At 41.3% G+C, this 25,258-nt stretch carries 29 protein-coding genes; 18 read left to right on the top strand and 11 right to left on the bottom strand.

The window, feature by feature from the left end:
* Window positions 1–37: 37 nt before the first annotated feature.
* Both FGG15_RS17090 and FGG15_RS17085 read right to left on the bottom strand, forming a co-directional pair.
* On the bottom strand, window positions 38–478 hold the full coding sequence (locus FGG15_RS17090) for a hypothetical protein (protein WP_138838593.1): 441 nt from the start codon (window positions 476–478) through the stop codon (window positions 38–40).
* 107 nt (window positions 479–585) lie between these two features.
* Complete coding sequence (locus FGG15_RS17085) at window positions 586–1,026, bottom strand: hypothetical protein (RefSeq protein WP_138838591.1); 441 nt, start codon at window positions 1,024–1,026, stop codon at window positions 586–588.
* A 92-nt stretch (window positions 1,027–1,118) separates the two neighbouring features.
* On the opposite strand from FGG15_RS17085, the gene rsgA reads away from it, so the two are divergent.
* The 12 genes from rsgA (at window position 1,119) to FGG15_RS17025 (ending at window position 14,255) form a co-directional block, all read left to right on the top strand.
* Window positions 1,119–2,069 carry a ribosome small subunit-dependent GTPase A gene (gene rsgA, locus FGG15_RS17080; protein WP_138838589.1) on the top strand — a complete coding sequence of 317 codons (951 nt, stop codon included), beginning with the start codon at window positions 1,119–1,121 and terminating at the stop codon, window positions 2,067–2,069.
* Window positions 2,070–2,522, top strand: coding sequence for a D-aminoacyl-tRNA deacylase (gene dtd, locus FGG15_RS17075; RefSeq protein ID WP_138838588.1), 453 nt, complete (start codon window positions 2,070–2,072; stop codon window positions 2,520–2,522).
* A gap of 81 nt (window positions 2,523–2,603) precedes the next feature.
* Window positions 2,604–4,499, top strand: coding sequence for a DUF3857 domain-containing protein (locus FGG15_RS17070; protein ID WP_138838586.1), 1,896 nt, complete (start codon window positions 2,604–2,606; stop codon window positions 4,497–4,499).
* Between the two features lie 2 nt (window positions 4,500–4,501).
* Window positions 4,502–6,511: a transglutaminase domain-containing protein gene (locus tag FGG15_RS17065; RefSeq protein ID WP_138838584.1), complete on the top strand. Its 2,010-nt coding sequence runs from the start codon at window positions 4,502–4,504 to the stop codon at window positions 6,509–6,511.
* A 3-nt stretch (window positions 6,512–6,514) separates the two neighbouring features.
* Window positions 6,515–6,841, top strand: coding sequence for a nucleotide pyrophosphohydrolase (locus tag FGG15_RS17060; protein WP_138838582.1), 327 nt, complete (start codon window positions 6,515–6,517; stop codon window positions 6,839–6,841).
* A 69-nt stretch (window positions 6,842–6,910) separates the two neighbouring features.
* Entirely contained in the window at window positions 6,911–8,140 is a 1,230-nt protein-coding gene (locus FGG15_RS17055; protein WP_138838580.1) for a 3-phosphoshikimate 1-carboxyvinyltransferase, read from the top strand.
* Between the two features lie 86 nt (window positions 8,141–8,226).
* Window positions 8,227–9,276, top strand: a complete 1,050-nt coding sequence (gene queA / locus FGG15_RS17050) for a tRNA preQ1(34) S-adenosylmethionine ribosyltransferase-isomerase QueA (RefSeq protein WP_138838578.1) — start codon at window positions 8,227–8,229, stop codon at window positions 9,274–9,276.
* 89 nt (window positions 9,277–9,365) lie between these two features.
* Window positions 9,366–10,406, top strand: a complete 1,041-nt coding sequence (gene rlmN / locus FGG15_RS17045) for a dual-specificity RNA methyltransferase RlmN (protein WP_138838576.1) — start codon at window positions 9,366–9,368, stop codon at window positions 10,404–10,406.
* Window positions 10,407–10,679: 273 nt separating this feature from the next.
* Window positions 10,680–11,657, top strand: coding sequence for a polyprenyl synthetase family protein (locus FGG15_RS17040; protein ID WP_138838574.1), 978 nt, complete (start codon window positions 10,680–10,682; stop codon window positions 11,655–11,657).
* A gap of 134 nt (window positions 11,658–11,791) precedes the next feature.
* A complete protein-coding gene (locus FGG15_RS17035; protein ID WP_138838572.1) occupies window positions 11,792–12,361 on the top strand; it encodes an RNA polymerase sigma factor in 570 nt (189 codons plus the stop codon).
* 8 nt (window positions 12,362–12,369) lie between these two features.
* Window positions 12,370–13,095, top strand: a complete 726-nt coding sequence (locus FGG15_RS17030; RefSeq protein ID WP_138838570.1) for a hypothetical protein — start codon at window positions 12,370–12,372, stop codon at window positions 13,093–13,095.
* A gap of 89 nt (window positions 13,096–13,184) precedes the next feature.
* Window positions 13,185–14,255: a hypothetical protein gene (locus tag FGG15_RS17025; protein WP_138838568.1), complete on the top strand. Its 1,071-nt coding sequence runs from the start codon at window positions 13,185–13,187 to the stop codon at window positions 14,253–14,255.
* Between the two features lie 56 nt (window positions 14,256–14,311).
* Here FGG15_RS17025 and FGG15_RS17020 read toward each other — a convergent pair whose 3' ends face one another.
* From FGG15_RS17020 to FGG15_RS17010, 3 genes are read right to left on the bottom strand one after another with little or no spacing between them, the layout of a single operon-like run.
* Window positions 14,312–14,554 carry a zinc-ribbon domain-containing protein gene (locus FGG15_RS17020; protein WP_138838566.1) on the bottom strand — a complete coding sequence of 81 codons (243 nt, stop codon included), beginning with the start codon at window positions 14,552–14,554 and terminating at the stop codon, window positions 14,312–14,314.
* A gap of 54 nt (window positions 14,555–14,608) precedes the next feature.
* Complete coding sequence (locus tag FGG15_RS17015; protein WP_138838564.1) at window positions 14,609–14,977, bottom strand: DUF805 domain-containing protein; 369 nt, start codon at window positions 14,975–14,977, stop codon at window positions 14,609–14,611.
* Window positions 14,978–15,033: 56 nt separating this feature from the next.
* On the bottom strand, window positions 15,034–15,402 hold the full coding sequence (locus tag FGG15_RS17010; protein ID WP_138838562.1) for a DUF805 domain-containing protein: 369 nt from the start codon (window positions 15,400–15,402) through the stop codon (window positions 15,034–15,036).
* A 213-nt stretch (window positions 15,403–15,615) separates the two neighbouring features.
* Here FGG15_RS17010 and dnaG point away from each other — a divergent pair, with 213 nt between their 5' ends.
* Window positions 15,616–17,589, top strand: a complete 1,974-nt coding sequence (gene dnaG, locus FGG15_RS17005; protein WP_138838560.1) for a DNA primase — start codon at window positions 15,616–15,618, stop codon at window positions 17,587–17,589.
* Between the two features lie 48 nt (window positions 17,590–17,637).
* On the opposite strand, the gene FGG15_RS17000 is transcribed toward dnaG, so the two are convergent.
* Together FGG15_RS17000 and nadE are read right to left on the bottom strand one after the other, a co-directional pair.
* Window positions 17,638–18,267, bottom strand: a complete 630-nt coding sequence (locus FGG15_RS17000) for a response regulator (RefSeq protein WP_138838558.1) — start codon at window positions 18,265–18,267, stop codon at window positions 17,638–17,640.
* Window positions 18,268–18,421: 154 nt separating this feature from the next.
* Window positions 18,422–19,210, bottom strand: coding sequence for an NAD(+) synthase (nadE, locus tag FGG15_RS16995; RefSeq protein ID WP_138838556.1), 789 nt, complete (start codon window positions 19,208–19,210; stop codon window positions 18,422–18,424).
* A 67-nt stretch (window positions 19,211–19,277) separates the two neighbouring features.
* Here nadE and gldB point away from each other — a divergent pair, with 67 nt between their 5' ends.
* Both gldB and gldC read left to right on the top strand, forming a co-directional pair.
* The gene (gene gldB / locus FGG15_RS16990) at window positions 19,278–20,258 is read left to right on the top strand and encodes a gliding motility lipoprotein GldB (protein ID WP_138838554.1); all 981 of its coding nucleotides are present in this window, start codon (window positions 19,278–19,280) and stop codon (window positions 20,256–20,258) included.
* Window positions 20,259–20,594 (top strand): gliding motility protein GldC, encoded by a 336-nt coding sequence (gene gldC / locus FGG15_RS16985; RefSeq protein ID WP_138838552.1) that lies wholly within the window; start codon window positions 20,259–20,261, stop codon window positions 20,592–20,594. It begins immediately after the preceding gene.
* Window positions 20,595–20,600: 6 nt separating this feature from the next.
* On the opposite strand, the gene FGG15_RS16980 is transcribed toward gldC, so the two are convergent.
* Together FGG15_RS16980 and FGG15_RS16975 are read right to left on the bottom strand one after the other, a co-directional pair.
* On the bottom strand, window positions 20,601–21,098 hold the full coding sequence (locus FGG15_RS16980; RefSeq protein WP_138838550.1) for a hypothetical protein: 498 nt from the start codon (window positions 21,096–21,098) through the stop codon (window positions 20,601–20,603).
* Between the two features lie 5 nt (window positions 21,099–21,103).
* The gene (locus tag FGG15_RS16975) at window positions 21,104–21,451 is read right to left on the bottom strand and encodes a DUF3307 domain-containing protein (protein WP_138838548.1); all 348 of its coding nucleotides are present in this window, start codon (window positions 21,449–21,451) and stop codon (window positions 21,104–21,106) included.
* Between the two features lie 119 nt (window positions 21,452–21,570).
* On the opposite strand from FGG15_RS16975, the gene FGG15_RS16970 reads away from it, so the two are divergent.
* Complete coding sequence (locus FGG15_RS16970) at window positions 21,571–21,942, top strand: GTPase (protein WP_138838546.1); 372 nt, start codon at window positions 21,571–21,573, stop codon at window positions 21,940–21,942.
* 16 nt (window positions 21,943–21,958) lie between these two features.
* On the opposite strand, the gene yihA is transcribed toward FGG15_RS16970, so the two are convergent.
* Both yihA and FGG15_RS16960 read right to left on the bottom strand, forming a co-directional pair.
* Entirely contained in the window at window positions 21,959–22,570 is a 612-nt protein-coding gene (gene yihA, locus FGG15_RS16965) for a ribosome biogenesis GTP-binding protein YihA/YsxC (protein ID WP_138838544.1), read from the bottom strand.
* A 241-nt stretch (window positions 22,571–22,811) separates the two neighbouring features.
* Complete coding sequence (locus FGG15_RS16960) at window positions 22,812–23,576, bottom strand: alpha/beta fold hydrolase (protein ID WP_138838542.1); 765 nt, start codon at window positions 23,574–23,576, stop codon at window positions 22,812–22,814.
* A 265-nt stretch (window positions 23,577–23,841) separates the two neighbouring features.
* Here FGG15_RS16960 and mraZ point away from each other — a divergent pair, with 265 nt between their 5' ends.
* The gene (mraZ, locus tag FGG15_RS16955) at window positions 23,842–24,297 is read left to right on the top strand and encodes a division/cell wall cluster transcriptional repressor MraZ (protein ID WP_138838540.1); all 456 of its coding nucleotides are present in this window, start codon (window positions 23,842–23,844) and stop codon (window positions 24,295–24,297) included.
* On the top strand, window positions 24,290–25,192 hold the full coding sequence (rsmH, locus tag FGG15_RS16950) for a 16S rRNA (cytosine(1402)-N(4))-methyltransferase RsmH (protein ID WP_138838538.1): 903 nt from the start codon (window positions 24,290–24,292) through the stop codon (window positions 25,190–25,192). The genes mraZ and rsmH overlap by 8 nt, the downstream gene beginning before the upstream one ends.
* The last annotated feature ends 66 nt before the right edge of the window (window positions 25,193–25,258 follow it).

Genomic DNA, 25,258 nt, shown 5'->3' with positions numbered 1-25,258 from the left:
GTGGGAATACACTGGGCTTTTTTTTGGATTGAACTTTCTATTTTTTAAAGATGTAGCGTGTAATAAAGATACCTTGATGGTCATCTTCCCCTGCATTGCTCTCAACGGCACTACTTACAAAGGCCAATTCCCAACCGTTGGCCACCATATCGTTCATCATAGAAGTCAACATGGCGTCATTGGCAGCAATGTTCTGAAAGCGGATGCCACCGAGGTTAAAGAAGTTAAGGAGTTTGGTTTCCTCAAAATTTTTCACTCTAATGTTTCCTCTTTTGGATTTGTTTCGGGTGTTGTCCTCAGCGGTTTGTACACTGGTATATTCCTTATAATCCTTGTCCTCCAATGCGTTGATAATCCGTGAACGACCTAGTCCACTGGGGATTATGGATTCTACACTGGTAATTACCTTGTATTCCTGGGCGGAAAGACCAAAATTTACTCCTAAGGCCATTCCGATAATGATAAATGCTTTTTTCATAATGTCTTAATTTATTCTGCTCTAAAGACAAGATGAAATAACCAAGGGTTGCATGCATAAAAAAAGCCCTTGGATTTCCAAGGGCTTTCCAATACACCATAGGTGTTTTATTTTCTAAAAATATATCGAGTAATAAAAATACCCTGTCCATCTCCTTTACCACCTTCACTTTCCACTGCACTGTTCACAAAGGCCAGTTCCCATCCATCAGCAATCATACTATTGATCATGGAAGTAATTAGAGCATCGTTGGCCGCTATATTTTGAAACCGGATACCACCCAAGTTATAAAAGTTCAACAATTTGGTTTCCTCAAAGTTCTTTACTCGGATTTCTCCACGCTTGGATTTGTTCCTGGTATTATCCTCTTCGGTCTGTACGCTGGTGTACTCTCGGTAGTCCTTGTCCTCAAGGGCATTTACAATTCGAGAACGTCCAAGTCCATTTGGAACAATGGATTCCACACTGGTGATTACCTTGTACTGTTGCGCATTCATTTCAAAGGTTGTGGCCAGCGCAATAAAAGCGATAAATAAGATTTTTTTCATAATTGGATTGATTATAGTTAATACTGTACACAAAGATATACGCCCCAATGGGAGGATTATTGTTTCTTTGCATTGAAAATATGAACAAATAAGTGCAAGGAACTGTTTATAAATCCACTGGAAGTTGGTACACCGTGAAATCGGAAGATGCTGATTTTTACGAGTGTAGGATAAAAGGCAAGTTCCGAATCAAAGGAATTAAGAGCACAAACCCCGTTGCCGTGGGGGATGAGGTTGTCTTTGATTTGCAAAAAATTGGGGATGAGACCGTTGCGGTGATTTCCGAAATAAAGGAACGAAAGAATTACATCATTCGTAAATCGGTGAACCTCTCCAAACAGACACATATAATTGCCACAAATCTGGATCAGGTTTTTTTGTTGATTACCCTCAACAATCCCCCAACATTTACAAGTTTTATAGACCGATTTTTGGTAACTGCGGAAGCGTATGATATTCCTGTTGTATTGCTGTTCAATAAAATGGACGGTTATGATGAGGATGAGATGGTGGAAGTGGATTATCTCGTGCAGCTCTATAGAAGCATTGGGTACCCATGTCTGGAGATCGCAGCCAAGGAAGGTACCAATGTTGGGCAAGTCAAAGAATTGATGTTGGAAAAAACCAGCATGTTTGCGGGCCATTCCGGGGTGGGAAAATCAACCTTGGTCAATGCGCTGGAACCGGGATTGAAGTTAAAAACGGCAGAGATTTCGGAGCAACATCTGCAAGGGCAACACACTACCACCTTTGCAGAGATGTACGATTTGTCATTTGGGGCAAGGATTATTGATACTCCTGGAATCAAAGGATTTGGGATTGTGGATATGGAAGAGGATGAGATTGGGGATTATTTTCCAGAGTTTTTCAAGCTAAAGTCTGAATGTAAGTTCAATAATTGCCTACATCTGGATGAACCCAAATGTGCCATTAAAAATGCCTTGGAAAACAATGCGCTGGCCTGGAGCAGGTATAGAAGCTATGTACAGATGATTACTGGTGAGGAAGAGAATTACAGAACAGACATATATAAAGAGCGATAATTGAGAGCAGTAATACAACGGGTCTCCGAAGCGAGTGTAACGGTTGAAGGTAAAGTGGTGTCCAAAATTAATCATGGACTTTTGGTGCTGCTTGGGATTGAGGATGCGGATGATGATTCTGACATACAATGGTTGGCCAAAAAGATTTCCAATCTTCGAATTTTTAACGATACCAACGGGGTTATGAACCGTTCCGTACTGGACGAAGAAGGAGATGCAATCGTTGTGAGTCAGTTTACATTGCACGCCCTGACCAAAAAAGGAAACAGACCCTCCTATATTAAAGCCTCTAAACCTGAAATCGCTATTCCCTTGTATGAAAAGTTTGTGCAAAGCATGGAACTGGAATTGGGCAGGAACGTAGGGACTGGAGTATTTGGTGCCGATATGAAAGTGGACTTGCGCAATGATGGCCCGGTTACCATTATAATTGATACAAAGAACAAGGAATAATGCACTTTTGTCGATTAGTGTTTTTTAATTTGTAGGAAAATTGGCATCTTAGCAACGACTAAATCAACCTACTGTCTTTTAATGCGAATTCTTACTTTCCTTCTTACCTTCCTAAGTTTTTTTATTTCCTTTTCCCAAAATTATACCTACAGCGACATCCCGGATGAACTTCTGGTCAATGCCGATGCTGTGGTTCGATTGGACAAAATGGACGTTGTAGTGGAAGCCCGGGATCAGATGACTGTTACCTCGATAAGGGTAGTTACGGTATTGAATGAAAATGGTAACCGATTCGTGCATGCCTCCGCCTACTACGATGACGGTCACAAAATAGGTTCCATAGAAGCTAGAATCTATGATCGGAATGGTGAGGAAGTCAAGAAATTCAAGAAAAAGGATTTTTTTGATCAAAGTGCGGTGGGAGGTGGAACCCTTTATTCGGATTCGCGTGTCATGTACATGAGGTATACACCTACGGAATACCCTTATACCGTTGAATTTACAGACTCCTATGTTACCACCAATACTGCATTTGCGCCATCGTGGAATTTTATTGATGGATATCGGGTCTCTACGGAACAAAGTGAATTCAATTTTACCGTAAACTGTGGAATTCCTTTTAGACATAAAAATTTAAACCTTGATGCTTATTCCATTACCGTTGAAGTTTCAGATTCTGAATTAAGATCCTCAGGTACTAACCTAAAAGCATTTAAAAGTGAACCTTTGTCTCCGTCGTTTCAGTCCATGGCCCCTCACATTAAGTTGGCTTTGGAAGAATTTCATCTGGAAGGTGTGGATGGAACTGCAAAGAGTTGGGAAGACCTTGGAAAGTGGATGTACGATAAGCTATTGGTGGGGCAGGGCAATTTGGATGAACATACAATCCAAAAAGTACAGGAATTGGTTAAGGATTTGGAAGATCCTCGGGATAAGGTGTCCAAAATCTATCAATATGTGCAGGACAATACCAGGTACATCAGCGTACAACTAGGTATTGGGGGCTGGATGCCCATCAGTGCCATTGAAGTGGACAGGGTCAAATATGGTGACTGTAAGGGACTGACCAATTATACCATGGCTCTATTGAAAGCCGTTGGCGTGGAATCCTATTACACCGTGGTTCATGCAGGTTCCAGAAAGCGCGACTTGGACGCTGAATTCCCTTCCATGCAAGGCAATCATGTTATTCTGAATATTCCATTGGATGAAGATGATATCTGGTTGGAATGCACCAGCCAGGTGACCCCTGTGGATCATTTGGGCACTTTTACAGATAACAGAAATGTATTGCGGGTTACACCCAAAGGGGGCGAGTTGATACGATCCAAACAATATCTGGATGAGGACAACCATCAAGGATCCAAAGGGGAGTATGTTGTGCATGAAAACGGAAGGGTAACCGGTAAAGTTACCATTGCTTCCACCGGGATCCAGTATTACCAAAAATTCAGAAATGGATTAAAATCGGAAATAGAAAAGGAAGAGTATTACAAAGAATATTGGAACTACGTGAATAACCTTACCCTTGGAAAAATTGAATTCAACAATGACAAGCAGAATACAGTTTTTGTTGAAGAAATAGAAATAGAAGCGGACAACTACCTTTCCAATATGGATGGAAAGTTGTTTTTGGCCCCTAATCTTTACAATAGAAATTTGATAGTCCCAGAACGCAGTAGAAGTAGAAAGACCGACTTGGTTATTTCCCGTGGGTATCTGGATGAGGATGAGTTCACCATCCATTTACCAGAAGGATATCAACTAGAAAATTTGATGGAACCGCTTAAACTGGAGACCACGTATGGTAGTTACGAAATTTCATTGGAGCAAAAGGAGCCGGGAATATTGGTTTATAAAAGAAAACTGCTGGTTAAATCCGGCCAATACACCAAAGAAGATTACAAACCCTACCGGGATTTCCGAAAGCAAGTGGCCCGGTACGACAATTCAAGAATTATTTTAACTAAGCTATAACTATGAAAGTAAGATTGCTGATCCTGCTGTTGGTAGGAACCCACCTAACCCAAGCCAATGAAGTAAAATTTGGAAAGGTTTCAGAACAAGAAGTCGCCGAAACCCAACATCATTTGGAACCAGATGCAGATGCTGCAATCTTGTATAAAAAAGAAAGGGTCTTCTATAATTACAATGCGGAACAAGGGTGGTCATTGACCAAGGAGGCACATTACAGAATCAAGATCTACAACAAGGAGGGATTTAGCTGGGCAACACTTCAAATACCATTGTATGCTTCCCAAGGTGACGAGGAGAAAATCGCTAATGTAAAGGGAATCACCTTCAATATGATCGATGGTAAAATTGTGGAAGAAAAGCTCAAAAAAGATGGAATTTTCGTGGAGGAGGTAAACAAATACAGAAATAAGGCTTCCATCACCATGCCTGAAGTTAAGGAAGGCAGCGTATTGGATATCGAATTTAAGGTAAACTCTCCGCTTTACTGGTATATGGACGATTTCCGGTTTCAATACAGCATCCCGGTAAACCGGGTGGACCTTAGATTGGATATACCACAGTACTTTGTTTTCAAGAGACACTCCAAGGGTTATTACCCCATTCAATTCCAGCAATCCCGTGAAAGTAGGTCCATCAATATATCCTATAGAACCGAAGACGTGGCAGGTAAATTGGGAAAAACTTCCAGGCAATCCCATAACCTGAGTTTCTATGAAAATGTATACGAGGTTCAGGCATCTGATTTACCTTCTATGGTGGAGGAAGAATATACCAGTAACATTAATAATTATAGGAGCGCCATCAAATTTGAATTGGCCTCCACACAATTTCCGAACAGACCCTATAAAGATTACAGCCTCACCTGGGAGGGCGTTGCCAAATCCATATATGAATATGAAAGTTTTGGAACGGAATTGCGAAGAGAGAATTATTATAAGGATGAGGTGGATCAGATCATAGACGGGATAACAGATGATAGGGAAAAGGCCAAACTGATCTTTGAGTTTGTGCAATCCAAGATGAACTGGAACGATTACTATGGGGTTACCTGTAGTAGGGATGGCATAAAAAAAGCTTTTAAAGAAGGAGCTGGCAATGCGGCAGAGATCAATCTCATGCTTACTTCTATGTTCCGTTATGCGGGATTAAATGCCAACCCAATTTTGGTTAGTACCCGGTCTAATGGGATACCACTTTTTCCAACTACAGATGGATTCAATTATGTGATTGCCGGCATGGAAGTACTCGATAATGTTATTTTATTCGATGCGACTGAGAAAAATACCATCCCAGGGGTTTTACCCAACAGGGCACTCAATTGGATGGGAAGATTGGTGAGGAAAGATGGCTCTTCTTCACAAGTAGAGCTAACACCAAAGAAACTGTCTAAAGAAATACATTATGTGACCGCCACTATCCATGAGGATGGATCCGTAGACGGAAAAACGAGAACCCAATACACCAACCAACTGGCTTTGGAACTAAGGGACAAATTGGAAAAAACCGATGAGGAAACCTATTTGGAGAACATGGAAAACCAGCATGGGGAAATGGAGATTGATGGCTATGAATTGAAAAATAAGGAGCAACTAGAAAAACCGATGATAGAAACCTGTGACTTTGTCAAAGAGAATCAGTGTGAGATTATCGGTCAAAAAATTTACTTTAAGCCGATGCTGTTCTTGGCCGAGTCCAGCAATCCCTTTAAAATGGAAAAAAGGGAATATCCAGTGGATTTTAGCTTTCCAAGACAAAAGAAATATATGATTAGCCTAACGATTCCTGAGGGATATAAAGTGGAGTCCTTACCTGAGAGTGCCGTAGTTCAGTTACCGGAGAATTCGGGCAAGTTTTCATTTAAGGTGCTTTCACAAGGCAATCAGATTCGAGTAAATGCCACTACAGAGTTGAATTCTGCCTTTTTTCCAGTGGAATATTACGATGCACTTAAAGAATACTATAAAAATTTGATCCTAAAACAGTCAGAAAAAGTAGTTTTGTCCAAAGTGTAGACCATGAATATCCAAAATGCCCAACAAGCGGTTGATAAATGGATCCAAAATCACGGAGTTCGCTATTTCAACGAGCTTACCAATATGGCCCAACTCACCGAGGAAGTTGGGGAGGTGGCCCGCATCATTGCTAGGCGCTACGGCGAACAAAGCGAAAAGGAGTCCGATAGGGACAAGGATTTAGGGGAGGAACTGGCCGATGTGCTGTTTGTTGTGCTCTGTTTGGCCAATCAAACAGGGGTGGACCTGCAGGAAGCCTTCGATAAAAAATTGGACTTGAAGGCCAAGCGTGACCATGATCGTCATCAGAATAACAAAAAGCTCAAATAAAGTTAGCCCTGTACAGGGACTTTAGGGGTGTTTTTTCTAGTTTTGGTCTTTCAACCAAACAGCTAGGCTTTGAAACTAAAACTGTCCTTTGCCCAAAGTAAAATAATAGATAAATCCATTGCAGTTACAGGTTCAAAGAGTGAGACCAATAGGTCTTTGCTCTTGCAGGCATTGTTTCCCAATGTTGCTATTCAAAATTTGTCCAACTCAGATGATGGTCAAGTCATGCAAAAAGGTTTGGCTACTTCTCATGGGATAGTCGATATCCATCATGCCGGTACGGCCATGCGGTTTTTAACCGCCTTTTTTGCCTCCCAAGAAGGAAAGGAGGTAGTACTGACAGGTTCCAAGCGTATGCAGGAACGGCCCATAAAGGTTTTGGTGGATGCATTACGGGACTTGGGAGCCGAAATATCCTATGAAAAAAATGAAGGATACCCACCCATCAAAATAACGGGAAAAACCTTGACTAAAAATCGCGTTTCCCTGCCTGCCAATATAAGCAGCCAGTATATATCTGCCCTCCTTTTAATAGCTCCTAGTTTGGCCAACGGCTTGGAGTTGGAACTTGTTGGGAAAATCACTTCGGTGCCTTATATAAAAATGACCTTGGCATTACTGGGTCAAATAGGAGTGGAGACCAAGTTTGAAGGTAACCTTATCCAAGTTGCCCATAAAGAAAAGGTTATGGACAGTACCTTGGTTGTGGAATCGGATTGGAGTTCTGCAAGTTATTTCTATAGCATAGCGGCATTGAGCGAAGTGGGAACCAAGATCCGGCTTTCGGCATACAAGGAAAACTCTTTGCAGGGCGACAGTGTACTTGCCCAGATTTATCAGGATTTTGGTGTAAAAACAACATACTCTGGCACTCAAATAACCCTGGAGAAAGTTCAGGAATGTGATTTGGAAAGCGTTGACTATGACCTGGCCAATGCCCCGGACATTGCGCAGACCATTTCAGTAACTTGTTTTGGATTGGGTATGGGTTGCCATTTGACCGGTTTGCACACCTTGCCCATTAAAGAAACCGATAGGTTGGGAGCCATGAAAACCGAATTGGAGAAAGTAGGAGCAAAAGTGGCCATAGATCATGAAAGCCTAAGTTTGGAACCTTCCCAAAACATCATTTCAAATGTTGCTATTGATACCTACCACGATCACAGAATGGCAATGGCCTTTGGCCCTTTGGGCTTGAAAACCACTTTGATGGTCAATGAAGCTGAGGTCGTGTCCAAATCCTATCCGGATTATTGGAAGGATCTTGAAACCCTTGGTTTTAGAGTGGATACGCTGTAATTAACATTTAATCACCAAATTACTTGACATCCCCTATGTCGAGATTGTATATTTGCGCTCTTTAAAAATTTCCAAAAAAAGTCTACATGAAATTATCAAACTTCAACTTTGAATTACCTAAGGAACTATTGGCCGAATACCCAGCTGAAAATCGGGATGAGTCCAAACTCATGGTGATTCATCGGGAAACTGGGAAAATTGAGCATAAAATGTTCAAAGACCTTATCGATTATTTTGACGAGGGGGATGTAATGGTTTTGAACAATACCAAGGTTTTTCCAGCAAGACTTTATGGAAACAAAGAAAAGACCGGTGCAAGAATTGAAGTGTTTTTGCTTCGCGAACTAAATCAAGAGCAAAGACTTTGGGATGTTTTGGTTGATCCTGCGCGAAAAATCAGAATTGGAAACAAGTTATATTTTGGTGAAGATGAAAGCTTGGTAGCTGAGGTAATAGACAATACTACCTCAAGGGGAAGAACATTGCGTTTCCTTTATGATGGATCATACACTGACTTTAGAAGGAAGTTAAGAGAACTAGGAGAAACTCCGCTTCCCAAATACATTAAGAGGGATGTAGAGCCAGAGGATGAAGAGCGCTATCAGACTATTTATGCCAAGTACGAGGGTGCCGTGGCAGCGCCTACCGCAGGCTTGCACTTCTCCAAACATTTGCTGAAAAGATTGGAGATCAAGGGTATCGATTTCGCGGAGGTAACCCTACACGTGGGATTGGGAACTTTCAATCCAGTTGAAGTAGAAGATTTGTCCAAGCACAAAATGGACAGCGAGGAATTGGTTATTGATGAAAAGGCCACAGAGGTGGTGAACAGCGCCAAGAACAGTAAAAGGAAAGTTTGTGCAGTTGGCACAACGGTAATGCGTGGTTTGGAAAGTGCGGTTTCATCAGAACACTCATTGAACACTTTTGAAGGTTGGACGAATAAGTTTATTTTCCCACCTTATGATTTTAGCATTGCCAACTGTATGATCACCAACTTCCATTTGCCAAAATCCACACTATTGATGATGGTTTCGGCATTTATTGGTCACGATCTGATGAAAAAGGCGTACAAGCAGGCTATTTTGGAGCAGTATAGATTCTACTCCTATGGTGATGCCATGTTGATCATCTGAAATAATAGCTCCTCATTAGGAGGAATCACAAGCTAATAATCCCGAGTAGTAGATTGCTTCTCGGGATTTTTCTTGACTATCTTTAAACGGTGGAAATCAAAAAAAAGGACATACGGGCATTGACCAAGGAACAACTGCGGGATTTCTTTGTTTCCCAAGGAGATAAGTCTTTCCGGGGAAATCAGGTGTACGAATGGCTTTGGCAAAAATCTGCACACTCTTTTGATGCCATGACCAACATTTCCAAGCAAACGCGGCAAATGTTGGAGGACCACTTTGTAATCAACCACATAAGAGTGGATCAGATGCAGCGCAGTTCGGATGGGACCATAAAAAATGCCGTCCGGCTACATGACGGTTTGGTGGTGGAGTCCGTACTGATACCTACGGAGACAAGAACTACGGCCTGCGTCTCTAGCCAAGTAGGATGCAGTTTGGATTGCAGGTTTTGCGCAACTGCCCGTCTTAAAAGAATGCGGAATCTGAATCCGGATGAAATCTATGATCAGGTAGTGGCCATTGACAATGAAAGTCGATTGTATTTTGATCGTCCGCTAAGCAATATTGTTTTTATGGGGATGGGCGAGCCCCTTATGAACTATAACAATGTGCTCAAAGCCATTGAAAAAATAACTTCCCGGGAAGGATTGGGCATGTCGCCAAAAAGAATTGTGGTGTCCACTTCAGGTGTGCCCAAAATAATCAAAAAAATGGCTGATGAAGAGGTGAAATTCAGTTTGGCAGTATCCTTACATTCTGCCATAGATGAAGTACGAACATCCATTATGCCCTTTAATGCCACTTTTCCTTTGAAAGATCTTAGGGAAGCCTTGGAATATTGGTATCAAAAAACCAAAAACAGAATTACGTACGAATATGTGGTCTGGAAGGGAATCAACGATACGCAAGAGGCTGTGGATGCTTTGGTCAAGTTTTGCCGATTTGCACCTTCCAAAGTGAATCTTATCGAATATAATCCTATTGATGATGGGGAGTTCCAGCAAGCTTCGGAAGCCGCTGTGGAAATGTACAAAAGGACATTGGAACGAAATGGGATTACGGTAACCGTTCGGCGTTCTAGGGGTAAGGATATAGATGCTGCATGTGGGCAGTTGGCCAATAAGCAATAAGTGGTTAATAGTGAACAGTTAACAGCAAACAGTTAATTTTAACCAAGTACCAAGTACCAAGTACCAAGTACCAAGTACCAAGTTCCAAGTACCAAGTTCCAAACACCAAACATCCAGCATTCAACACCTTTGAATAATTGTTTATTGATAATTCTCAACTGTATTTTATCGACGCTTTAGGCCACCCATCTTAAAACTTTGGACATCCGGCGATGAACTCTTCCATTTTCCCTACTTTTAGCGTCCAAAACCAAATTTGCTAACGTCTAAGTTTTGAAGGTAGTTTCACAGATTAGGGAACCTATTGAACGGGAAATGCAACTATTTGAGGAGAAGTTTCTCAAATCTATGTCTTCCAAGGTAGCATTGTTCAATAGAATCACTTTCTACATAGTGAACCGGAAAGGGAAGCAAATGCGACCCATGTTCGTTTTTCTGACCGCCAAGTTGATCAATGGAGGAAATGTCAACGAAAGAACATATACCGGTGCCTCGATTATTGAATTGATCCATACCGCAAGTTTAGTTCATGATGATGTGGTGGATGACAGCCATAAACGAAGAGGTTTCTTTTCTATTAATGCCCTGTGGAAAAACAAGATTGCCGTACTTGTTGGGGATTTTCTTTTTTCCAAAGGGGTCTTGGTGGCACTGGAGAACAAAAATTATGACCTTTTGCATATTATATCCAATGCAGTAAGGGACATGAGCGAGGGAGAGCTGCTTCAAATTGAAAAAGCCCGACTTTTGGATATCACCGAAGAGGTCTATTATGATATCATCAGGCAAAAAACCGCGACCCTTATTGCTGCCTGCTGTAGTATGGGGGCTTGTTCGGTTAAACCGGATTCAGAAGAAGTGGAAACTTTTAGACGGTTTGGGGAACTCTGCGGAATGGCCTTTCAGATAAAGGATGACCTGTTCGATTACGGCGAGGAGAAAATCGGAAAGCCCACTGGAATAGATATCAAGGAACAAAAGATGACCCTTCCGCTTATTTATGCATTGAACCAGAGTGATAAAGACAAGAGGCGTTGGCTAATTAATTCCATCAAAAAGCACAATAAGAACAAGAAACGGGTAAAGGAAGTTATAGCCTATGTAAAAGAAATGGGCGGCTTGGAATACGCAGTCACAAAAATGCTTGAGTTCAAGGACGAGGCTTTAGACCTTCTTAACAATTACCCAGATTCCGAATACAAGAGCGCGCTTACCTTGATGGTCAACTATGTTGTGGATCGTAAAAAATAGATTTTGCTAGATGCTAGATGCTAGAAGGTTTAAGGCGCTCATTCTGCAACTATATCCCATTAAATTTTTCCAAGAGGCAACCATTTTGAAAAGCGCCTCGTCTATCTTTATAACAAACTAAACGAGAACCACTGTTGAAAATCGTGTCATTATATACGAACGAGAAGCAACTGATCAAAAAGTCCATTTCTGGCGATTCCAATTGTCAGAAGTTGCTTTATGAAAAATTTGCTCCCAAAATGTTGGGCGTTTGCCGTCAGTACATAAAGGATGTGCAGTTTGCGGAGGATGTTATGATCAGTGCATTTGTGAAGGTGTTTCGCAATCTGGCTTCCTTTGAGCACAGGGGAAGTTTTGAAGGGTGGATTCGAAAAATAATGGTGAGAGAGAGCATTTCCTTTTTACGGAAAAAGCAATTTGTGGTTTATGATGATGAGGCCTATCAGCAGGTAGAAAAATTGGAAGAACAATCCTCCATTTTGGATGTGGAATATGTGCAGCAGCTGATAGATAATCTACCGGAAGGGTATAAAATGGTGTTTTTGCTATACGCCATTGAAGGCTACAAGCACCATGAAATAGCAGAAATGTTGCATATATCCGAAGGCACTTCAAAATCGCAATTGTTCAAGGCTAGGAAAATGCTGCAGGAGAATTTAAAATTACAAGGAATGACAAGTCGAACGCAGTCTAGACAAAAATAGAAGGAGTTATGGAGAAACTGGAAAAACATATCAAGGACAAACTGGGGAATCGGGAAATCAAGCCATCTCCAGGAGCTTGGGATAAAATTTCGAGTCAGTTGGACAGAGCTGTTACCACAAAATCCAAGAGAAAATATGTGTATGCCATTGCGGCTGGGTTTGTGGGTTTGCTTTTGGCATCCGTTTTCTTTTTTGCATCAAGTGAAAGCAATGAGCCCACTCAGGTAGTTGATGAAAATACGCGTATGCGTCCCGTAATCCCTACTTTGGAAGGGCAAACAGAATTTGTGGATAAGAATGAGACGGAATCCATATTGGTAGGTACTGAAAATGACATCGAAAGCTCGCAAGAGCAAGGGGAGGAAAATTTAAAAATGCAATCTATGCCCCTGGATGAAACGGAAGTAGCCTCCAAACAATCCATTCAAAGTAATCTAATACAAGAAACCGACCCTTTAATAGCCCAAAAAGTAAATGAAGTGATGGCCCAGGTTCAGCTTTTGGAATCTGTAAATGCAGAAGTGACCGATGCTGAAGTGGACTCGTTGCTGCGTACTGCCCAAAAAGAAATTCTAACCGAAAAATTGTTTGACGAAAGTGGCTCGGTAGATGCCATGGCCCTCCTAACCGAAGTTGAGGACGAACTGGATTCCTCGTTTAGAGATCAGATATTTGATGCGCTCAGGGATGGGTATTTCAAATTACGAACCGCTGTGGCCGACAGAAACAACTAGAATTTATTCATCAATCAAAATACCTTTTTAGTTTCCTGCTCCCGGAATTGTCTGGGAGGGGAGATTAGGAGGGGCAAATCAAAACAATCATGAGAACAATTACCTTTTACTTGGCAGCATTGGTATTGCTGTTGCTATCACAAAACCTGATGGCACAAGAACCTTATCAACGGAAAATTGAAGATTTAAGGGAAAAGAAGGAAAAAATCACCCAACAAGAAAAGGATGCGCTAAAAGAGGAAGTCGAAAGCATCAACAGGCGATTGGAAAGAGGAGATTTGAGTCTGGAAGAAGCTAAGGTGTTAAAGGCAGAGGCTGCAAAAAAGAGAGCACTGAACATAGAGAACAGAGTTGCCATTATAGATCATCAAATTTCACTTTTGGAACGAAATAATGGCGAAACCTTGACCATTGCAGATGAGCGGGACCGATGGGAAGATGAAGACGGTTTTTCCATTCGAATTGATGGAGAACCCATTTTCTTTACCAATTCCCGAAGATGGAAAGATGATATTAAATATGATCGAAGAACGTATTCCGACCCAGTTTTTGCCATTGGGCTCAACAATGCCTTGATTGACGGCCAATCCTTGGATGATTCTCCATATAAGGTTGGAGGCAGCCGATTTTTTGAAATGGGTTGGCAATGGCGGACGCGGGTATTCAAAAACTCCAATTGGCTGCGCTTCAATTATGGTTTTTCTTTTCAGTTTAATGGTTTAAAACCGGATGACAACCAAATTTTTGTCCAAAATGGAGATCAAACGGTTTTGGAGGAATTTGAGTTTGAGCTGGATAAATCCAAGCTTCGGATGGATAATCTGGTCTTTCCTGTACATTTTGAATTTGGACCTTCCCGTTTTCGGGAAACTGAAAAAAGCATTCGATACTCCATTCAAAACCAATTCCGAATGGGAGTTGGTGGCTATGGTGGATTTAATTTGGGAACACGGCAGAAGCTGAAATATTCGCGTGATGGTGAAAATGTAAAGGACAAATTTAAGCGGGATTACAATACCAGCGATTTAATTTATGGGATTAGCGGCTATGTAGGCTTTGACGAGATTCTTCTTTATGTAAAATATGACTTAAATCCCATTTTTAAGGATGCGGATGTGGAACAACATAATATTTCCCTGGGCCTAAGGTTCGATTTATAACCAACTGTCAGTTCGAGCGCAGTCGAGAATTATTGGATTCGGATTGCGCTCTTTTTTCATTGGTTAATGGCCCTTTCCATTTCTGCAGAAAACTCTTCTTTATAAAACCCTCTTTTGCAATGGGAACATTCGGCAAAACGGTTAGTTCCTATTTTGAATAGAGGAATCCAGAACAAATGGAAGTAATTGGCCTGTGAAACCGCGGTTAGAGTTCCATTTTGGCCACAATGTGGACAGCTTATCCCAATTAGGTTTTTACTTTCTTTTTTGCCCGGTTTGGTTCCGAAGAACAGAATCATCTTGTTTTTATGGGAAATTACAACTTTCCCAAAACACCTTTTCGATTTGCTTATTTAAACATCTTTTTTAGGACATGGACCATATTGGTTTTCTTCCCTAATGCCATTTTTGATGAGCTGAAGAAAAACCCAAAGTACTCCAACTATGGGGATAAGCAGAATCAAAAGTGTCCAGCCACTTTTACCAACATCATGTAAACGTCTTACAGTGGCCGAAAGGGCAGGAAGAAAAACGGCTAATACGTACAATATATAGAGCGGCCCAAAACCTATATTAGCCATGGCAATTTCAAAAACATTGTCCAAGGCAACGGCAAATAGGCTAAAGAACAAACAGAACAAAGTGAACATCCAATATTCTGCCCTTCGTGCCCTGCCTTTAAAATTCGCGTAATTTTTTATGACTTGTAAATACCATTCCATGTTCTCTTGTTTAGGGTTATGTTGTAAAAGGAGAAGGAGGTTGATTTATGCAGCTTTTAAGCTACTGCCAGCTTAGGATTGACCCCATAATCGTTTTCACCTGGTTCACCGTCCTTAATCCATAGAAAGAATAACCAAATGCCGCCAATTGCAGGGATTAGACCTACCAAAAGCCAAGTCCACTTTTTACCTATATCATGCATCCTTCGTACCATTACAGCAAGAATGGGTACAATCATCACCAAGGTATAAAGTCCATAAATGGGACCGAGAGGCAATTCTCCTGAAAGTCCGGTTATGTTGTCAATAGCCACTGCTAAACCTGAAAAAACTGCATGGATTATGTAGAACATCCAAAATTCTTTACGTCTAGCTCTTCCTTTAAAATTTGCATATTGTTTTAAAACTTTTAAATACCACTTCATACTTTGTTTTTAGTTGGTTTTCTTACTCGTTTGGCTTTTCGGTTCCGCCCCGTTTGTTTGGTTTCTGGTCTCCAATTTTCAGGGAAAAAGTAGTTCAATCCGGTCAAATTCAAGGGGTTGGTTTGATGGATGCCCCTTTTCAATTGACGAATGATGCTTTTCAGTTAAAATTTTGTTTTTTCGCTACCTTTAAAGACTAATAAAATCCAAGCATTGATTTCCAAGACCACCATAGATCAAGTTTATGAGACCGCCCGACTGGAAGAGGTTATTGGGGATTTTGTGCAACTGAAGAAATCTGGCTCCAATTTTAAGGGCTTAAGTCCATTTACAGATGAGCGAACTCCTAGTTTTATGGTGTCTCCCGTAAAACAGATTTGGAAGGACTTTAGTAGCGGTAAAGGAGGGAATGTGGTGGCTTTTTTAATGGAACATGAGCACTTCAGCTATCCCGAGGCCATTAAGTACTTGGCCAAAAAATACAATATTGAGGTAGAGGAGACCGAGCAGACCAACGAGCAAAAGGAACAGGCCAACGAACGGGAGAGCATGTACTTGGTTTCGGAGTATGCCCAAACCTATTTTTCTGAATCCCTTTGGGAACGCGAATCGGGCAAGGCCATTGGACTTACGTATTTTAAAGAAAGAGGGTTTACCGATGAAACCATCAAAAAATTTGGACTCGGATACTGTCTAGACAATTGGGATTCCTTTACCAATACGGCCTTGGACAAGGGATATCAACTGGAGTTTTTGGAAAAAACGGGCCTCACCATAGTTAAAGAACAGGCAGGGGGCGAGTCCAGAAAGTTTGACCGCTTTAAAGGTAGAGTCATGTTCCCGATACATTCCATGAGTGGTCGTGTGTTGGGATTTGGTGGTCGAATTTTGACCAATGACAAGAAAGCTGCCAAATATCTGAATTCCCCAGAAAGCGAAATTTACCACAAGAGCAAGGTGCTTTATGGGATTTACTTTGCCAAACAATCCATAGCCAAAGAAGACAATTGTTATTTGGTTGAGGGTTATACCGATGTGATACAACTCTACCAAAGCGGGGTAAAGAATGTGGTTTCATCCAGTGGTACCGCCCTGACGCCTGAGCAAATTAGACTCGTCAATAGACTTACCAAGAACATTACTGTACTTTTTGATGGAGATGCGGCCGGTTTACGGGCTTCTTTGCGTGGAATAGACCTGATTCTGGAACAGGGAATGAACGTTAAGGTGTGCACTTTCCCTGAAGGGGAGGACCCTGATAGTTTTGCCAAAAACAATTCTTATGAGGATTTGGTGCTGTACTTGGAAGAAAATGCCAAGGATTTTATCCAGTTCAAAACTTCGCTTTTGGCCGAAGAAGCCGCCAATGATCCCATAAAAAGGGCAGATACGGTGAGGGACATTGTGAATAGTATCAGCAAAATTCCAGACCGGATAAAAAAAGAGATTTACATCCAGGAATGTGCAAAAATAATGCACATTTCAGAAGAGGTGTTGTACAATACCCTGGCCCAAATCGATAAAAAAGGGGCTACAGACGCTTCCAAAAAGCTCAAACAAGAGCAAAAAGCCTTTGAGGTGGTGAAGTCGCAACAGGCGGTGGAGAAGGTTGATGTGCAGTACGAGCTGGAAAAGCAGATTATTGAATTGTTGTTGTTGTACGGAAGTGAGAAACAGGAATTTGAGGATTTGGTATTAAAGGAAAATGAGGAGGGAGATTTGGTCTTGGAACCAGAAATCGTGGAAGCCAAAGTATATGAAAAGGTATACTTAGATCTTCAGGAAGATGAGATAGAATTGACCAATGAACAATTCCGAAGTATTTACTATAAACTTATTGAAGATTTAAATGAACGTGAGGAGTTCACGGTAAATGCTTTTTTATCCAATCTGGAGCAGGAGATGGTCAATGAGGTGTCTTCCATTTTAATGGAAGAGGAACGCTACGCGCTGCATGATTGGGAACGCAAGGATATTTATCCCAAAGCCAAAAAACTTGGGGTGGCCCAATTGGTGGCGGAAACTATCCTAACGCTGCGCTGTAATCTTATAAAAAACAGGATAAAAAAGCTTCAGAAGGACACTGAAGGTAGTAATGGTGATAATTCTGAAGTACTGGAGGAAATTGTGAACTACCTCCAGCTAAATAAGCTTCTCAATGCCAAATTGAATCGGGTACTTTCATAAAAAAATCCCGAACAATGTGTCCGGGATTTCAAATGCTATACTTTGATACTAGTACAATTCCAAGGCCTTTGCCTGTTGCAAAAGATCTACCAAGTTGTCCACGTTCAATTTTTTCATCAAACGCGCTTTGTACGTACTTACCGTTTTTTCATTGAGGTTCAATCCTTCAGCTACCTCTTTATTTCGTTTTCCACTGGCCAAGAGTTTCAAAACCTCCACTTCTCTCGAAGAGAGTTTTCTAAAGAACCTTCTTGGTTTTTGTGTGCCTTCATCAAAAGCAAGTCGTTGGGCCAGTTCATTGGTGATGAACATGTTTCCTTCACTTACTTTTCTTACGGCTGTCATAATGTAATCCAAGTCGGCACTTTTGGATAAATATCCAAAGGCTCCGGCGCGAATGGTGCTCAGGGCATAGACATCTTCCGATTGTCCACTATACATTAAGGTTTTTACTGCGGGGAAATCTTGTTTTAACTTCCTTAGGGTGGCAATCCCGTTGATTTCGGGAATGTCCATTTCCAACATGACTACATCAGGGGAAACTTCTTCCAATGCTCCGAATAGTTCTGAGGTTGTGGAAACATCAGCAATGACCTCAATATCTGAACTATGTTCCAGGACCTGCTTAAGGCCCAAGCGAACAATGGGATGGTTGTCAGCTATTAATACTTTAATCATTTGGTTTGAGTTTTGTGTTGTTTAGTACTTAATTCCTTACGTGGCGTAGCAGGCAAGTTAACAAAATGAGAACGTAAAACTGTAATTTTTTTCTTAAAACCTTAGAATTTCTGGGGTTTTTTTCGTCTTAAGCTGGGTTTTTTCGGTCAAAAGGTCATTTTAGGGTCTCAGGAATTTCACAAATTGGTATCGGAATCATCTTATGCTTGTTAGCAGTATTAAACTTTTTAAAAATAGCGAATACTTCCTTTTGTCTGTCAGAAAAATCGTCAATAGTCCTTCCTTTATCGTCCATTTGCATAGCCCACTCCAATTCAGGATAGCTTGCGCCAATCTGGTCTTCATCGGTTCTGCTATCTCCCCAAAGCCCGTCCGTAGGTGCGGCGTCCATAATATCTTGGTTAACACCAAGATCACTTCCAAGGGCATACACTTCGGTTTTCAGTAGATCGGCAATAGGACTAAGATCTACACCTCCATCCCCGTATTTGGTATAGAAACCAATGCCAAAATCCTCCACTTTGTTTCCGGTTCCGGCTACCAAATAGCCTTTTAGGGCGGCAAAGTAATATAGGGTGGTCATTCGTAGCCGGGCTCTAGTGTTGGCTAAAGACATAAATCGATCTTCTTCATTTTCAACCACCGGAAGCGCGGCGACCAAACCGTCAAATACCGGTGTCAAGTTTACGGGTTGCCGTTTAACGTTGGGATAGTTTGAAATTAACCAATTAATATGCCTATCTGCTCGGGTAACTTGATTTTGGCCTTGATGTATAGGCATCTCCACACATAAGAGGTCCAATCCCGTTTTAGCACATAAAGTAGATGTAACGGCTGAGTCTATTCCTCCGGAAACTCCAATGACAAATCCTTTGCAATTGGCCTTGGTGGCGTAGTCCTTTAACCAGTCAACAATGTGTGTGATTACCTTTTCAGTTTGCATATCTTATTTTTTTAGATTCAATAATTTACCTTTGTGCCCTGTAAATTTAAACGCTGTAGTGCTAAAAATGAAGAGCTTGCTTGATTACTTTGGATTACCGGCTTTGGGGCTTTTGATTCTTCTATTGGTTGCAGGCTGCAAAAATGAAGATAAAACTGCGGAGGAGGTCGCCAAAATACCCATAGAGCTCTCCATCTCCCGTTTTGATAGGGAGTTTGCCAATGCCAATCCAGAGGATTTGCCAGAGCTAAAATCCAAGTACCCTTATTTATTCCCCGCCCAATTTCCAGATAGTATTTGGGAGGCCAAGCTTACAGATACAATTCAAAAGGAATTGTCGGAAGAAGTACATAAGACCTTTGGAAATTTTGAACCGGAAGCCGAAGATTTGGAGTCCCTTTTTAGGCATGTGAAATATTATTTTCCAGAGATTGACCCGCCAGCTGTGGTAACGGTTACTTCGGATGTAAGACATGACCAGCGTGTGATTCTAACCGATACCCTTTTGTTGTTGGGACTGGATAATTATCTGGGACCGGATCATCACTTCTATAGAGGTATTCAAAAATATCTGGCTGCTGGCCTGGACAAGAGGTATCTAACTTCTGATGTGGCCAGTACAATAGCAAAGAAGGTGGTGAATTATCCAAAAAACCGTTCCTTTTTATCCCGAATGATATTTTATGGAAAAGAGTTATATATAAAGGACAGGTTGTTGCCCAATGCTTCAGATGGGCAAAAAATGGGTTATTCCGAAGAAGAGATAACATGGGCCCAAAACAACGAGGAGCAAATATGGCGTTACTTTGTAGAGCGTGAACTGTTATATAGTACGGATACCAAACTAGATAGACGTTTTTTGGACCCTGCCCCGTTTTCTAAGTTTCAATTGGAATTGGATAGTGAGTCTCCAGGGTGGTTGGGAAGATATATGGGTTGGCAAATTGTAAGGGCCTTTATGGACAAAACTGATGTGAATTTGCATCAAATGTTGGCCTTGCCTGCGGATGAAATTTTTAAGAGATCAAATTACAAACCAAGAAAATAAATGGCAGTAGCACATACTTCAGAAATAAAATTAACGGTTGGACTAGATGAAAATAGGGTTCCGGAGGAATTGCATTGGTCCGCTCAAGATGGCGGTGTAAACAACGAAGAAGCCAAGGCCATGATGCTTTCCGTTTGGGATAGTAAAAATCAGGAATCCTTGAAAATTGACCTTTGGACCAAGGATATGCCCGTGGATGAGATGAAGGTTTTCTTTCATCAGACATTGGTTACCATGACGGACACTTTTATGAAAGCTACACAAGACGAAAAAATGTCGGCCACCATGAAGGATTTTTGCGATTATTTTGCTGAAAAACTGGAATTGAAAAAGTAACGCCTGCTAAGGTATAGGCTGATTCAGTTTGTTGAACTGATTCTTATCGTCCCCTTTGAGGTCAAGGCCCAGTTCAATTTTCTCTTTGGTAGGTCTTAGCAAATACAAAAATAGAATTAGGACTCCGGAAATGTACAAATAGGTTAGGTTCCCGGTATTCAAGAACGCAATTGTTCCAATCAAAGCTGGACCCTCAATCAATGCATATTTTACCAGGGAAGCGGTTTGAAAGCGAGCTAATTTAGGTCTTAATCCATCTGTTTTCATGGCAGCGGTCATCATCTGCTTAAACAGCAGATTTCCCACAAATATTCCGGTTACCGCAAAAATTGGAACCCCAAAAAGGAATACATCCTCAGTATTGGTATAGTCTAAAAAGGCATTTTCCGTTTGGTAATAGGCGACGACCCCAAAAAGAAAGGGTCCGGCCAACAATCCCAAATGAATAATGGATAAGGTTTTTACAAAGGAATTGGGTGTTAGTACTGCAGCGGATTGGTCCATATTGATTAAAGGAAGGTGTCTATATTGATATAAGTAAGGTACAAACAAAGGCCATGTACCATTTGGTCAAAACCTAGAACAGGGTAAAATACCCTAGGGTTGTCTTGATATTTTGAAGCCAGTTTACTGGTAAAAAAATCGGTCACAAAATGCAACAGTGCGTTTAATGCCAAATAAATCAAGGCCGCTTCCAATGGGAAAAGAAAGATGGTGAAAACCCCAAGAACCAAAGAATAGGTCAATACATGCGCCATTAGCCATTTGAGGCTGGAGCTTTTCTTAACCGCCATGTCGCTTGTTTGAAACAAGTAGTCCCCGACCCAATGAGCTACCAAAATTAGTGCAAAAGTCATGGGGTTAAGATAACAAACAACATTGGTATTAGCTACCCCAACTTTTTATTAGTTGAAATTGGTACCGACTGATATGACTGGGCAGGTATTGCGACGAATAGTTTTATTTTTAGCTATCTATGAAAAAGAAAAGCACCCAACTCATATTTGTATACAACGCCAACTCAGGAAGCCGAAATGCTATTTTGGACAGTATGCACAAAGTATTTAGCCCCTCAACCTATCAATGCAACTTGTGCGATATCACATTCGGTTTAGTCTCTGAAAACAAGGAATGGAAAAAATTTCGGGAGGAAAGCGTTCTACAGATGGATTTTTTGCACAAGGATGAATTTGTACAGCATATGGACAATCACTTTGCTAAGAAGTATTCCCTACCGATAGTTTTGGTCAAGGAAAATGAAGCATTACAAGTTTTGGTTGAAACGGAGGAACTCAATCAACTTGGATCGGCGAAAGAATTGATTGACCTAATTCAAAAACGTACTTAGTATTTAGCTATGCCCTTTATTGATTGGAAAAGAACTCCTTGTTGATGCTATCAATATAGCCCAACACCCCATCCTTGCCCATGTGTTTGGAGGAGGAGGTGATGAAATAGGGAGGAGCTTCTTCCCAAACACCTTCCAAAAGCTTTTTCAGGTAATTGGAAACATAGGTGTCAATTGCTCCCGGTTTTAACTTGTCGGCCTTGGTAAAAACAATGGCAAACGGGATGGCATTGGTGCCCAGCCACTCCATAAATTCCATATCTACCGATTGTGGTTCATGGCGAATATCCACCAAAACAAATCCACAGACCAGCTGCTTCCTTTTTTGGAAATACTCCCGGATGTACTTTTGAAACACTTTTTTGTCCTTTTTGGAAACCCGGGCATAGCCGTATCCAGGTAAATCCACCAAAAACCAGTTCTTATTGATTTTAAAGTGGTTGATGAGTTGGGTCTTTCCGGGTCTTCCGGAGGTTTTTGCCAAATGTTTTTGGTCCATTAGCATATTGATCAATGAGGACTTTCCCACATTGGAGCGACCAATAAAAGCATATTCCGGTAAGGGCTCATTGGGGCATTTGGCCACATTGGAATTACTCATTACAAATTCAGCGGAGGTGATTTTCATTACAGCTATTAAGAATCAGGGGCAAAGATACAAGACTAGTAGGAATGGAAAATGGAAAATGGAAAACTGGATTTTATGCCGTCAACTTGTCCAACAATCCAAAAATCGAATAATCCATCAAGTCAGAAATGAATTTAGGAAAACCAATTGAAATTGAGTTTGAACTTGAACTTGGACTAGTCCTTTCCCAATAATTAAAAAGATAAGAAGGTTTTGGTGGTTAAGGACATCAAACATCCAACTAAAACTCGCGCTTTTCAAGCCAAGCTTCCAAGACTTTGTTAAACTCATCCGGGTGCTCCATCATAGGTGCATGACCACATTTTTCAATCCAGAATAAATCGGAATCCGGAAGCAGCTCATGGAATTCCTCGGCCACGTTGGGTGGGGTAACGGAATCGTTCTCTCCCCAAATAATACAGGTCGGGGTATTCATGTGTGGTAGGTCCTTGGACATGTTGTGGCGAATGGCACTTTTTGCTATTGCAAGGGTCTTGACCAACTTCATGCGGTCATTAACGGTGGCAAACACCTCGTCCACAATTTCTTTAGTGGCAACCTCAGGGTCATAAAACACGTCCTGTGCCTTCTTTTTGATAAACTCATAATCGCCACGTTTGGGATATCCGTCTCCCATGGCGCTTTCGTAAAGCCCAGAACTTCCGGTTATCACCAAGGCCTTGACCATTTCAGGAAACATTTTAGTGTGTAAAAGACCAATATGCCCGCCAAGCGAGTTACCCAAAAGAATCACATCCTTTAATCCTTTAAATTCTATGAACTCCTCCAAGAATTTGGCAAAATTCTTTACTGTGGTCTTAAGCATGGGCATGTCATAGATGGGAAGTTCGGGGATGAGTACCTGGTACCCCTTGGAGGGAAAATACTCTGATACCCCCTGGAAGTTGCTCAATCCTCCCATCAAGCCATGTAGGATGATCATTGGGGTTCCTTCACCTATTTCAATATACCTGAATTTACCTTCCTTAATGATTTGGTCTTCCATCTACGATCAGTTGGTCCTTGGTAGGCAAATATAGACAATTCAGACTACACAAAAATTGACTTTAAACGCGTCTTCAAAATGGGCAATTTATAGATGGGTTTTGGTCGCTGGATGAACAAAATGGATTCTTGGTATGATTTCATACCCGTAATTCCGCTTTTCATCTAAAAAGTGGGGAATTTATTAACAAAAGTGTTTTTAAGTGGAGAAATGTGGAAATAAAATCTATATATTTGAGTTATAGTTTATAACTAATTGATTTCGAGTGACCCATATCATAGGACAACATGATTGCAAAGCTGACACCAAAGGTAGGGTGATTTTGCCCATATCCCTTAAAAGTCAGTTGTTACCTGTTTTGAATGATGGGTTTGTCATCAAAAGGTCTGTTTTTCAGCAATGTTTGGAGCTTTATCCAAAGCAAGAATTTGATGTATTGATGCAGAAAGTGATGAAGAAAAGCAAGATCAATCGGAAGTACGATGCCTTTGTTCGAAATTTTGTGGCCGGTATGAAAGAGTTGTCCATTGACGGGGATACAGGGAGGATTCAGATTCCTAGAAACCTGGTGGAATATGCGGGCATTGAAAAAGAAGTGGTCCTTAATGCAGTGTTCGACAAGATAGAAATCTGGAGCAAGGACAAATATGAAAAAGTCCTAGCGGAAAGTGAAAAGGACTACGCGGATTTGGCAGAAGAGATTTTTGCTGACGATGAGTAGTCAATACCATGATCCCGTTTTGCTGCAAGAATCAGTGGACGGGTTGAACATAAAAGAAAATGGAGTGTATGTAGATGTCACCTTTGGTGGCGGAGGGCATTCCAAGGAGATTTTGAAACGGCTGGGTAAGGAAGGCAGATTGTATGCTTTTGATCAAGATGAGGATGCACTGGCCAACGCCATTGATGACGATAGATTTCAATTGATCAACCAAAACTTTCAATTTCTAAAGCAGTATTTAAAGTTCTATGGCATTCGGAAAGTTGACGGAATCTTGGCAGATTTTGGGGTGTCTTCGCACCAATTTGATGAGGCCAAACGTGGTTTCTCCATTCGGTATGATGCCGACTTGGATATGCGGATGAACAGAAACAGTGAATTGTCCGCTTATGAAGTGGTCAATAGCTATTCCCAAGAAGATTTAGCAGCAGTTTTATTCCAGTATGGCGAATTGCGAAATGCCAAAGCATTGGCAAAAACTATAGTGGACCATAGGACTGAACAACCCATCAAGACCACGGACCAGTTGAAAGCGGTTTTGCAAAGGTTTCTGCCCAAGATGAAGGAGAACAAGATTTTGGCGCAAATCTATCAGGCTATCAGGATTGAGGTCAACCAGGAAATTGAGGTCTTGAAGGCGCTTTTGCAACAAGCACCAGATTTATTGGACACAGGAGGGAGATTAGGCCTGATCAGTTACCACTCTTTGGAGGATCGTTTGGTAAAGCGCTTTATCCGTGCCGGCAAGTTTGAAGGGGAGCCGGAAAAGGATTTTTATGGAAACATCAACGTTCCCTTAAAAAAAGTGGGTGGGCTCATAGTTCCGACAACAGAAGAAATAGCCAGGAACAACCGGGCAAGAAGTGCAAAACTCCGCATAGCGGAGAGAATATAGTTGCGTGATTGAAATGTCATCTTGAGCGCAGTCGAAAGACAAGGTACGAGTAGATTCCCATTTTCA

This window comes from Flagellimonas algicola (assembly GCF_005937185.1).
In the GTDB taxonomy this organism is placed as follows: Bacteria; Bacteroidota; Bacteroidia; order Flavobacteriales; family Flavobacteriaceae; genus Flagellimonas; species Flagellimonas algicola.
This window is presented reverse-complemented; position numbering and strand designations above follow the sequence as displayed.